Origin of the sequence: Streptomyces sp. ID05-39B (assembly GCF_033794725.1) — a bacterium.
Classification (GTDB): Bacteria; Actinomycetota; Actinomycetes; order Streptomycetales; family Streptomycetaceae; genus Streptomyces; species Streptomyces bobili.
Map to the genome: position 1 here is coordinate 1 of NZ_JARGEF010000272.1, position 10,037 is coordinate 10,037.

General features: G+C 70.9%; 10 protein-coding genes and 1 tRNA gene. 3 read left to right on the forward strand and 8 right to left on the reverse strand.

Annotated elements, in window-relative coordinates; genetic code table 11:
- Positions 1–214 precede the first annotated feature (214 nt).
- The 5 genes from rplA to P1P75_RS35525 all read right to left on the reverse strand — a co-directional run bounded on the left by rplA (position 215) and on the right by P1P75_RS35525 (position 3,094).
- Positions 215–940: a 50S ribosomal protein L1 gene (gene rplA, locus P1P75_RS35505; protein ID WP_319263270.1), complete on the reverse strand. Its 726-nt coding sequence runs from the start codon at positions 938–940 to the stop codon at positions 215–217.
- A 99-nt stretch (positions 941–1,039) separates the two neighbouring features.
- Positions 1,040–1,474 (reverse strand): 50S ribosomal protein L11, encoded by a 435-nt coding sequence (rplK, locus tag P1P75_RS35510; protein ID WP_006383482.1) that lies wholly within the window; start codon positions 1,472–1,474, stop codon positions 1,040–1,042.
- Positions 1,475–1,643: 169 nt separating this feature from the next.
- A complete protein-coding gene (nusG, locus tag P1P75_RS35515; RefSeq protein WP_319263272.1) occupies positions 1,644–2,549 on the reverse strand; it encodes a transcription termination/antitermination protein NusG in 906 nt (301 codons plus the stop codon).
- Positions 2,550–2,628: 79 nt separating this feature from the next.
- Positions 2,629–2,913, reverse strand: a complete 285-nt coding sequence (secE, locus tag P1P75_RS35520; RefSeq protein ID WP_086767473.1) for a preprotein translocase subunit SecE — start codon at positions 2,911–2,913, stop codon at positions 2,629–2,631.
- A gap of 108 nt (positions 2,914–3,021) precedes the next feature.
- Positions 3,022–3,094: transfer RNA gene (locus tag P1P75_RS35525), tRNA-Trp, on the reverse strand.
- Positions 3,095–3,386: 292 nt separating this feature from the next.
- On the opposite strand from P1P75_RS35525, the gene P1P75_RS35530 reads away from it, so the two are divergent.
- Together P1P75_RS35530 and P1P75_RS35535 are read left to right on the forward strand one after the other, a co-directional pair.
- A complete protein-coding gene (locus tag P1P75_RS35530; RefSeq protein WP_319263273.1) occupies positions 3,387–4,613 on the forward strand; it encodes a pyridoxal phosphate-dependent aminotransferase in 1,227 nt (408 codons plus the stop codon).
- A 134-nt stretch (positions 4,614–4,747) separates the two neighbouring features.
- Positions 4,748–5,779, forward strand: a complete 1,032-nt coding sequence (locus tag P1P75_RS35535) for an adenosine deaminase (protein ID WP_319263275.1) — start codon at positions 4,748–4,750, stop codon at positions 5,777–5,779.
- A gap of 94 nt (positions 5,780–5,873) precedes the next feature.
- On the opposite strand, the gene P1P75_RS35540 is transcribed toward P1P75_RS35535, so the two are convergent.
- Genes P1P75_RS35540 through P1P75_RS35550 form a run of 3 tightly spaced genes read right to left on the reverse strand, consistent with a single transcriptional unit; the run spans position 5,874 to position 8,945 of the window.
- Positions 5,874–7,367 carry a hypothetical protein gene (locus tag P1P75_RS35540; RefSeq protein ID WP_319263277.1) on the reverse strand — a complete coding sequence of 498 codons (1,494 nt, stop codon included), beginning with the start codon at positions 7,365–7,367 and terminating at the stop codon, positions 5,874–5,876.
- A complete protein-coding gene (locus tag P1P75_RS35545) occupies positions 7,342–8,265 on the reverse strand; it encodes a hypothetical protein (protein WP_319263278.1) in 924 nt (307 codons plus the stop codon). The genes P1P75_RS35540 and P1P75_RS35545 overlap by 26 nt, the downstream gene beginning before the upstream one ends.
- Positions 8,262–8,945 carry a hypothetical protein gene (locus P1P75_RS35550; RefSeq protein ID WP_319263280.1) on the reverse strand — a complete coding sequence of 228 codons (684 nt, stop codon included), beginning with the start codon at positions 8,943–8,945 and terminating at the stop codon, positions 8,262–8,264. Before P1P75_RS35550 ends, P1P75_RS35545 begins: the two co-directional genes overlap by 4 nt.
- A 377-nt stretch (positions 8,946–9,322) precedes the next feature.
- Between P1P75_RS35550 and P1P75_RS35555 the strand changes: the two genes are divergently transcribed.
- Positions 9,323–10,006 (forward strand): 4Fe-4S single cluster domain-containing protein, encoded by a 684-nt coding sequence (locus P1P75_RS35555; protein WP_319263282.1) that lies wholly within the window; start codon positions 9,323–9,325, stop codon positions 10,004–10,006.
- The last annotated feature ends 31 nt before the right edge of the window (positions 10,007–10,037 follow it).

Here is a 10,037-nt window from a genome sequence, read left to right on the forward strand (position 1 = left end):
CCCCCGAACTGCAGCCGGCCACCCCGGTCAGCAGGGTCACTGCGACGATCGACAGGCCCGCCCGGCGCCCGTTCGTTCCCTTCATGCCCTCACCCCCAACTAGTCCCCGTGTTCGCAAGGTAACCCACGGCACTGACACCCGTACGCGAAAAGGGACGAGCCCCGCACCTCGAAAGGTTGCGGGGCCCGTCGCCGACTGGGCGAACCGTCAGGTTCAGACCGAAGCCGGGTCCTCCTCGACGAGGAGGTTCCGGGTGCGGTTCGGGTCGATCAGGATGCCGGGGCCGATCGTGGTGCTGATCGCGGCCTTCTTGATGTAGCGGCCCTTGGCGGCGGACGGCTTCAGACGGAGGATCTCGTCCAGGGCCGCGCCGTAGTTCTCCACCAGCTGCGTGTCGTCGAAGGACGCCTTGCCGATGATGAAGTGCAGGTTCGAGTGCTTGTCGACGCGGAACTCGATCTTGCCGCCCTTGATCTCCGTGACGGCCTTGGCCACGTCGGGGGTGACGGTGCCGGTCTTCGGGTTCGGCATCAGACCACGCGGACCGAGCACGCGGCCGAGGCGGCCGACCTTGCCCATGAGGTCCGGGGTGGCGACGACGGCGTCGAAGTCCAGACGGCCCTTCGCGACCTCGTCGATCAGTTCGTCGGAGCCGACGATGTCGGCGCCCGCGGCCTCTGCGGCCGCAGCACGGTCACCGGTCGCGAAGACCAGGACCCGGGCGGTCTTGCCGGTGCCGTGCGGCAGGTTCACGGTGCCACGGACCATCTGATCGGCCTTGCGCGGGTCGACACCCAGACGGAAGGCGATCTCGACGGTGCCGTCGAACTTCGAGGTGGAGGTCTCCTTGGCGAGACGGACGGCCTCGAGCGGGGCGTAGAGCTTCTCCCGGTCGATCTTGGCGTCCGCAGCGCGGAGAGACTTGCTGCGCTTGCTCACTACTGCTCCTGGGGTTTCTGAGGAGTCGTGGTACGGGCCGAGCAGGCCCTGCCACGTGCGGCCGGAGCCGCGACTACGAAGGTGCTACGAGGCTGGGGATCAGCCCTCGACCGTGATGCCCATGGAACGGGCGGTGCCGGCGATGATCTTCGACGCGGCGTCCAGGTCGTTGGCGTTCAGGTCGGGAAGCTTGGTCGTGGCGATCTCACGGACCTGCGCCTGCGTGATCTTGGCGACCTTGGTCTTGTGCGGCTCGCCCGAGCCCTTCTCGACACCCGCGGCCTTGAGGATCATCTTCGCGGCCGGCGGCGTCTTGGTGATGAAGGTGAAGGAGCGGTCTTCGTAGACCGTGATCTCCACCGGAATCACCCAGCCACGCTGCGACTCGGTCGCGGCGTTGTAGGCCTTGCAGAACTCCATGATGTTGACGCCGTGCTGGCCGAGCGCGGGGCCGACCGGCGGAGCGGGGTTAGCCGCACCGGCGTTGATCTGGAGCTTGATGAGCCCCGTGACCTTCTTCTTCTTGGGAGGCATTGCTCTCTCCGGGTCCTAGTGAGAGTTTTCAGCCGTCCGGTCCGGATGATCCGGATGGAGGCATACCGCACAACGATAACGGGTATCCGTGCGCGGCCAAAAACCGAGCAGGTCAGGCACCGCGCGAGCGGCCACCTGACCTGGTCGGAGGCTTGTGTTCCAGAAGGGGCTAGTTCTTCTGGATCTGGTCGAAGCTCAGCTCGACCGGGGTCTCGCGGCCGAAGATCTCGACGAGGCCCTTGACCTTCTTCGAGTCGGCGTTGATCTCGTTGATCGTGGCCTGGAGCGTGGCGAACGGGCCGTCCGTGACGGTGACCGAGTCGCCGACCTCGAAGTCCAGCACCTGGACCTCGACCTTGCGCTGCGGAACCGGCTTGCCCTCGGCCTCGGCGGCTTCGCGGGCGGCCTTCTCCTCGGCCTCCGGGGCGAGCATCTTGACGATCTCGTCCAGGGTCAGCGGGTACGGGTCGTAGGCGTTGCCCACGAAGCCGGTGACGCCGGGGGTGTTGCGGACGACGCCCCAGGACTCGTTCGTCAGGTCCATGCGCACCAGCACGTAGCCGGGGAGCTTGTTCTGACGGATGGTCTTGCGCTCGCCGTTCTTGATCTGCGCGACTTCTTCCTGCGGCACCTCGGCCTGGAAGATGAAGTCCTCGACGTTCAGCGAGACGGCACGCTGTTCGAGGTTGGTCTTCACGCGGTTCTCGTAACCGGCGTACGTGTGGATGACGTACCACTCGCCGGGCAGGGTGCGCAGTTCCTCGCGCAGGGCCGCGACGGGGTCGACGGGCTCGGCCGGCTCTGCTTCCTCGGCCTCTTCCGCGACGGCTTCGCCGTCCTCGGAGTCCTCGACCTCGGTGGCCGTGGCCTCGTCCTCGTCGGCGGACTCGGCTGCCTCTTCGGCGGCGTCTTCCTCGTCCTCGACGTGCAGCGCGGCTTCCTCCGCGGGCTCGCCCGCCTCGGCGTCGGCAGCCTCGGACTCGTCCAGGTCCTCGTCAGCGCCCTCGACGATGTCGAGCTCGTCGTCAGCCGACTCATCCGGCTCGATGGCGTCGTTCAGGTTCTGGTCAGACACGGTGGCTGCTTCTTCCTGGATACATAGGGGTGGAACACGCGAAAGGGGCGCCGATCACCCGGCGCCCTTCGCTCTCGGCTCAGCCGAATACGTACTTCGCGGCGTGGTCGAGTCCATAGTCAATCACGGTCACCAGACCGATCATGATGACCACGAAGATGATCACGACCATGGTGTACGTGCTCAGCTGGCCCCGCGTCGGCCAGACGACCTTGCGAAGCTCCGCGACGATCTGGCGGTAGAAGAGGGCGAGCCGCTTGAGCGGGCCCTTCTTCGCGCGCTTGCCGCCCTTGCGGGACTTCTTCTGCTCAGGCACTTCGTCCTGGGCATCAGGCGTGTCGATGGAGCCCACGGCGTCCGCCATTCGTCCTCACCTGTTCCCGGGTCGTGGCCGTGCCGCGCCCGGTCTGAGCCGCACGGCAGTGCATTTCTGTACGTACATGCGCACACATCCTGGCGAAGGAGTGTGTAGCAGGGCCGGAGGGACTTGAACCCCCAACCGCTGGTTTTGGAGACCAGTGCTCTACCAATTGAGCTACGACCCTTTGTGTGTTCCCCAACGTACCGCATCCGGCCGGATGCTCGGTGTGCACCGGTTGTGGCACGGCTGTTGAAGGCCAACGACGTAGGAGTGTACGTGTTCCGGGGCGCCTCGTCGAACGGAAAGTGCCCGTGAGGACCCCGAAGGCGGAAGATCGTCGGGAAAACCCCGGAAGATCACCAGGCCATCGGTCCGGATCAACCCGGATCAGCACGGATGTTCAAAAGAGAGCCCGTCCTTGTTCAGTCCGTGAAACCCGTGTGCCGGGCCGGTTTCCCGTCTGAAAACATGGGGCCATGAGCGCTGCAACCCCTCCCACCGAGCGCCGGGTCTCCGCCCGGGTCGGTGCGATCTCCGAGTCCGCCACCCTCGCCGTGGATGCCAAGGCCAAGGCCCTGAAGGCCGCCGGGCGGCCGGTGATCGGCTTCGGCGCCGGTGAGCCCGACTTCCCGACCCCGGACTACATCGTCGAGGCCGCGATCGAGGCCTGCAAGAACCCGAAGTACCACCGCTACACGCCGGCCGGCGGTCTTCCCGAGCTGAAGGCCGCGATCGCCGCGAAGACGCTGCGCGACTCCGGCTACCAGGTCGACGCCTCCCAGATCCTGGTCACCAACGGCGGCAAGCAGGCGATCTACGAGGCCTTCGCCGCGATCCTCGACCCGGGCGACGAGGTCATCGTCCCGGCGCCGTACTGGACGACGTACCCGGAGTCGATCCGGCTGGCCGGCGGTGTTCCGGTGGAGGTCGTCGCGGACGAGACGACCGGCTACCGGGTGAGCGTCGAGCAGTTGGAGGCGGCGCGCACGGAGAAGACGAAGGTCGTCCTCTTCGTCTCCCCGTCCAACCCGACCGGCGCCGTCTACAGCGAGGCCGAGGCCGAGGCGATCGGCCGCTGGGCCGTGGAGCACGGCCTGTGGGTGCTGACCGACGAGATCTACGAGCACCTCGTCTACGGCGACGCGAAGTTCACCTCGCTGCCGGCGATCCTGCCCGAGCTGCGCGACAAGTGCATCGTGGTCAACGGTGTCGCCAAGACGTACGCGATGACGGGCTGGCGGGTGGGCTGGATCATCGGCCCGAAGGATGTGGTGAAGGCGGCGACGAACCTCCAGTCGCACGCCACCTCGAACGTCTCCAACGTGGCCCAGGCCGCCGCGCTGGCCGCCGTCTCCGGTGATCTGGACGCGGTCGCCACGATGCGGGAGGCGTTCGACCGCCGCCGCAAGACGATCGTGCGGATGCTCAACGAGATCGACGGCGTGCTCTGCCCGGAGCCCGAGGGCGCGTTCTACGCCTACCCGTCGGTGAAGGGCCTGCTCGGCAAGGAGATCCGCGGGAAGCGTCCGCAGGACTCCGTCGAGCTGGCGGCGCTCATCCTGGAGGAGTCCGAGGTCGCGGTCGTCCCGGGCGAGGCCTTCGGCACTCCGGGCTATCTGCGGCTGTCGTACGCGCTCGGTGACGAGGACCTCGTCGAGGGCGTGAGCCGGATCCAGAAGCTGCTGGCGGAGGCCAGGGACTGATCCAGGCTGCTCACGTGAGGAGCCTGGATGCGGGCCGTCTCCTTGTCGGGAGGCGGCCCGCAGCCGTGTGCGAGCAAGACCACGTTCGGGGAAACAGGTACCCGGACGGCCTCGGCGTACGGCAGGATTCCGGAATGGAGCGTGTACGTGATGTCTCTGAGCTGCCGAAAGCCCATCTGCACCTGCACTTCACCGGGTCGATGCGGCCCGGCACCGTGCTGGAACTCGCCGACAAGTACGGCGTGCGTCTGCCGGAGACGCTGAGCGAGGCCCTGACCAGTGGGGAGCCGCCCCAGTTGCGGGCGACCGACGAGCGGGGCTGGTTCCGCTTCCAGCGGCTGTACGACGCCGCCCGCTCCTGCATCAGAGAGCCCGAGGACATCCAGCGGCTGGTGCGCGAGGCCGCCGAGGAGGATGTGAAGGACGGCTCGGGCTGGCTGGAGATCCAGGTGGACCCGACCTCGTACGCGCCGCGGCTGGGTGGGCTGATTCCGACGCTGGAGATCATCCTGGACGCGGTGCGGTCTGCGTCGCGGGACACCGGGCTCGGGATGCGGGTGCTGGTGGCGGCGAACCGGATGAAGCATCCGCTCGACGCCCGCACGCTGGCCCGGCTGGCGGTGCGCTACGGCGAGCAGGGCGTGGTGGGCTTCGGGCTGTCGAACGACGAACGCCGGGGCATGGCGCGCGACTTCGACCGGGCCTTCGCCATCGCCCGGGAGGGCGGACTGCTGTCGGCCCCGCACGGCGGCGAGCTGGCCGGGCCCTCGTCGGTCCGGGACTGCCTGGACGACCTGCACGCCACCCGCATCGGGCACGGCGTGCGCGCGGCGGACGACCCCCGGCTGCTGAAGCGGCTCGCCGAACGGGGCGTCACCTGCGAGGTCTGCCCCGCCTCGAACGTGGCCCTGGGCGTGTACGAGAAACACGGGGACGTGCCGCTGCGCACCCTGTACGAGGCCGGTGTGCCGATGGCCCTGGGCGCCGACGACCCCCTGCTGTTCGGTTCCCGCCTGGCCGACCAGTACGAGCTGGCCCGCCGCTACCACGCCTTCACGGACGAGGAGCTGGCCGAGCTGGCCCGCCAGTCGATCCGCGGCTCGGCCGCCCCGAAGGACGTGCAGGAGAAGCTGCTGACCGGGGTGGACGACTGGCTGGCTTCCTGACGGCAGGAGCCTGCGCCGGGGGACGTGCGGGTGTGGGCGTGGCCCGGTGGCCACGCCCACACCCCCGCCCGTTCCCGGCGCTCGCGGACCTGGCTCAGACGGCCGCCCGCGCCCTGGTGGGGACGGGCTCAGGCAGCAGCGGGTAGCGGGCCGAGAGGCGCATCGCGCCCTCGGTGACCGCCGGATCGTGCGAGGCCGCCTGCACGCCGTCGAGGTAGGCGTGTGCGGCCGCCTCGAACACGGCGTCCACCGCGGCCAGTTCGGCGGCCAGGGCCTCGCCGCGTTCCCTGGCCCGTGCCTCCTGCGTTTCCTGGTCCCGCCGGGCCCCCGCCGCCGCGGCCACGGCCCGCACGAGTGCCGCCTCGGCCTTCTCCGCGTTGCGCTGGTGGTGGCGGTAGGCGGCGACGAAGGGGTGCTCCTCGGACAGGGCCAGCAGGAAGGCGATCCCGCCGGAGAGCAGCAGCAGCGAGATGAAGGTGACGCCGACGGTGTGCTGGTCCAGGTGGAGCTGCTCCAGCACGGTGGGCGCGGGGGGCAGTTCGACGCCCATCTGGCGGGCGAGGTCCTCCATGCCCGCGTCGGGTGTCTCCCGGAACACGATGCGCGCCCGCAGGTCGCCCAGGTACCAGGCGGCCCAGGCCCACACCGACGCCAGCGCGGCCGCCACCGGCAGGACCACCCACAGCGAGGCGGTGGCCCCGCGGCGGCGCCACTGGCGTCCGGCCTGGAAGGGACCGGCCGTCATGACGACGCCGACGGCGGCCGACAGCAGGTAGGCGCTCAGCCTGCCCTCCGGTGTCCCGTCGTGGATCGCCAGGAACAGCGTGACGTAGACGGGGAGTTCGACCAGGACGAGCAGCGTGGCGAGGGCCAGCCGGGGCCGGCGGGCCATGGCCGCGGTCTCGGTGAGGCCCTCCCAGTGCGCGGCCGGCGGGGCGGGCGCGGGCACGGGCTCCGGCTCCGGCTCGAAGTCGTCGTCAGGGTCGGAGGCGTACGGCGTGGCGGGCTCCTGCGCCGGGTCGCTGCCCGGGTCACGATCGCGGTCGTGGTCCGGTCCGCCGGTGGCCAGGCGCCTCGTCATCCAGGGCAGGACACGGTCACGGCTGTCCTCGCGGGCGGCGATCCGGGTGGCCGCCCGGTCCAGCTGGGCGGTGGCCGCGAGCCGTCGGCGCACCTCCTCCACCTGGGCGTCACGGGCCCGCCGGGCGTCCTCCTCTCGGGCCGCGGTGTCGGCGTACAAACGGGCCGACGCCAGCAGTTCGCGTTCCTCCCGTTCGTGGTGGCGGGCCACCGTCCGGTCCCGGGCGTGGCCGCGCAGTCCGGTCAGCCGGCCGAAGTAGGGCAGGCGGTGGACGGAGCCGAGGACGTACGGGTTGAGGGTGCCGTCGCCCGCGGCGCGGCGGCCGGCGGACTCGGCCTGGGAGAGAAGCTGTCTGGCCTCCCGGCTCTCGGTCGGCGGGACGGGCCCGCGCGGTGCGGTGGGGCCGCCGGTGCGGCCGAGACCGGGGGCGCGGCCCTCGCCGCGCCGGAAGGGCAGGCCGTACCTGAGCCTGCGGGGCTCCTCAGGCCCCGTATCCGTCGTCGACACCGACCTTCACCTCCTTCTCCAGGATCTGCTGCCAGAACTGGCCCATCTGCTCGACGCGTTCGGGTGTGGTCCTGCCGCCGCGCATGGCGAAGCCGACGCGGTGGACCGTGGTGTCCGGCAGCTCGGGCACTCCTCGTACGGCGACCAGGGCGTCGACCGCGGTGTTCCGCTGCGCTGGTGTCTCCAGCTCGAACTTGGAGAGCTGGAAGTCGGGGTCGGCCTGGTCGAAGTCGCTGATCACGAGCACGTGGTAGGTGCCGTCGCCGTCGCGGGGCACCTTGGCGGCGCGTTCGAGTCCGCCGAGGACGTCGGAGCCTGGCTGGCGCTCGCGGGCGCAGTCCAGCATCTTGTCGGCGCCCGCCTGGGCGAGGACGCGGGTCTGTTTCCACAGGCTCTCGCGGTCGGAGCGTTTGTCGGCGTCGGGGTCGAGGTCCATCCGCGGCACCTGGCAGGAGGAGGCGGTGGAGGCCGCGGTGATGGGCGCGTAGGAGACGTACCGGCAGTTCTGGTCGGCCAGGAAGCCGGGCACGGTCGCCTTCAGTTTCTCCTTGGCGCGGAAGCCGTTCTCGCTGTCGGCACCGGAACCGGAGCCGTCGACGACGACGGCGCAGTCGGCGGAGAGCCGTTCCGGTCCGTCGAGCCGGCCGCACCCCGTCAGGAGCAGGGCCGTGGCGCCCAGGGCGACGGTCAGCCGGGTGGCGTGGCCGGCGGTCCCTGGGGCGGGCGGGCGCGTGGTGCGGTGTGCGGGCTCAGGTGCTGCGGCTTCTGATGCCGTGGCCTTAGGTGCGCCGACTTCCGGCGCCGTGACCTGAGGTGCCGAGGCTTGCGGTGGCGTGGCTGCTGGTGCCGAGGCTTGCGGTGGCGTGGCTGCTGGTGCGGCCTTCTGCTCGGTGGTCATCGGGTCCCCCGTTCTCCCCGGCCGGCCGCCGCGGCCGCCGGCCCGATCCTCTGCTCCAGGATGTGCAGGGCCCTGCGGACCAGGGCCTCGTCGAGCATCCAGTCCGGTGCCCCCGTCCATATCGCGCCGGGCGCCGGTATGACCCCGCCGACCGTGTCCGGATCCGGTGGCTCCAGTGGCTCCGGCGGCTCGGGGCGCGGTTCGCCCCGCGCGTCGGCACGGCGTTCGGCTTCCCGCCGGGCCCGGCGCCGGGCTCGTACCTCGGCTCGGTGCCGGGCGTGTGTCCAGGCTGCTTCGTAGTGGGCCAGTTCCTGGTCGGCGCAGGCGGCGAGGGCCAGGCCGCGCTGCTGGCAGGCGGTCACCTCCGTGCGCCACTGCGACACCCAGCCGCCGAAGCGGGCCAGGGCCGCGGGCACGTCCTCGCGCCGGTGGTCGTACTCGGTCACGATCCGCGCGGACTCCGCGTGCACGCGGTCGATGTGGGCCGCGTTCCGTGTGACGAAACGGGACCGCAGGTCCTCCAGTGCCATCCGCAGACCGCGTTCGAGCTGGCGGGCGTAGTGCTCGGGGCCGATGCCGGCCCGTCCGTCCCGCTTTCCGCGGCGGGCGGCCCGCCAGCGGGTGCGCGCGGTGAGGCGGCTGCGGCCGTAGTCCGTCGGGACGGACTTCACCTCGCTCATGGGATCTCCCTCGTCGATTCCCCGGACCGCCCTCCTGGGCCGCGTGCGGGCACGGCGACGGTGCCCTCGCCGGGGCGAAGGCCACGCCGGAATCCGGAATTTCGCGCAGCCTAGGGGAAAAACGAACGCCGAAGGGAGGGATTTTCGACACCGGATTTCCGGTCATCCGGAAATCAGCCGGAGATCGGCCGGAGGGCGACCGGAGTGGTGCCCGCGTTCCTGGAAAACTTCCGAAAAGCCCGGTGGGGCGGGCGGGACTCGGAATAGTCTTCCCTTCCGCTTCGGGCCTTTGGGACCCAGAAAAGCGAATGGATCTTCGAATACACAGCGGTGCACGCCGGGTGCATTCGGGGAGTACAGGGGCGCAAGGGGGGCGCATGACCGAATACGACGCCGACGCGGCACGCGAGGTGCGGATCGCCGACGGCTATTTCCCCGTCGAGACACTCGGCCCCGGCCGCCGGCTGGCCCTGTGGTTCCAGGGCTGCGCCCTGGCCTGCCCCGGCTGCATGTCCCGGCACACCTGGGACCCGGCGGGCGGACGGACGGCGACCGTGGGCGAACTGCTCCGGCTGTGGGAGGCCGCGCTGGAGCGTGGCGCGCGGGGCCTGACGGTGAGCGGCGGGGAACCCCTGTCCCAGCCCGCCGCGCTGGCCGCGCTCCTGCGGGGCGCCGACCGGCTGCGCCGCCGCGGCGACGGCCCCCGCGCGGACCTGCTCGTCTACACCGGTCACGAACCGGAAGAGGTGCCGGACCGGGTGTGGTCGGCGCTGAGCGGCGCGGACGCGGTGGTGACGGGCCGCTTCCGGGTGGCCGAGCCGACCGACCTGGTCTGGCGCGGCTCGGCCAACCAGCGCCTGGTCCCGCGCACCCGCCTGGGCACCGCCCGCTACGGCCCCCACCTCACCCGCACCTACTCCCCCGGCCCGCGGGTCACCCTGCGCACCGACGGCACGGCCACCCGCCTGTACGGCGTCCCCGCGCGCGGGGAACTACGGCGGCTGGAAGTCGGGCTGGCGGCGAGCGGAGTGCGGCTGAGGGGGCCGAGTTGGCGCGGGTGAGGGGGCGGTCGCCGGGCGGACGGGTATGGGG

Bases quoted from the DNA above. Each gene is read 5' to 3' on its own strand.
- P1P75_RS35530 (WP_319263273.1), top strand. From the start codon at position 3,387: ATGAGCGCTGCAACCCCTCCCACCGAGCGCCGGGTCTCCGCCCGGGTC.
- P1P75_RS35545 (WP_319263278.1), bottom strand. From the start codon at position 8,265: ATGACCACCGAGCAGAAGGCCGCACCAGCAGCCACGCCACCGCAAGCC.
- P1P75_RS35555 (WP_319263282.1), top strand. From the start codon at position 9,323: ATGACCGAATACGACGCCGACGCGGCACGCGAGGTGCGGATCGCCGAC.
- secE (WP_086767473.1), bottom strand. From the start codon at position 2,913: ATGGCGGACGCCGTGGGCTCCATCGACACGCCTGATGCCCAGGACGAA.
- P1P75_RS35550 (WP_319263280.1), bottom strand. From the start codon at position 8,945: ATGAGCGAGGTGAAGTCCGTCCCGACGGACTACGGCCGCAGCCGCCTC.
- P1P75_RS35535 (WP_319263275.1), top strand. From the start codon at position 4,748: ATGGAGCGTGTACGTGATGTCTCTGAGCTGCCGAAAGCCCATCTGCAC.
- rplK (WP_006383482.1), bottom strand. From the start codon at position 1,474: ATGCCTCCCAAGAAGAAGAAGGTCACGGGGCTCATCAAGCTCCAGATC.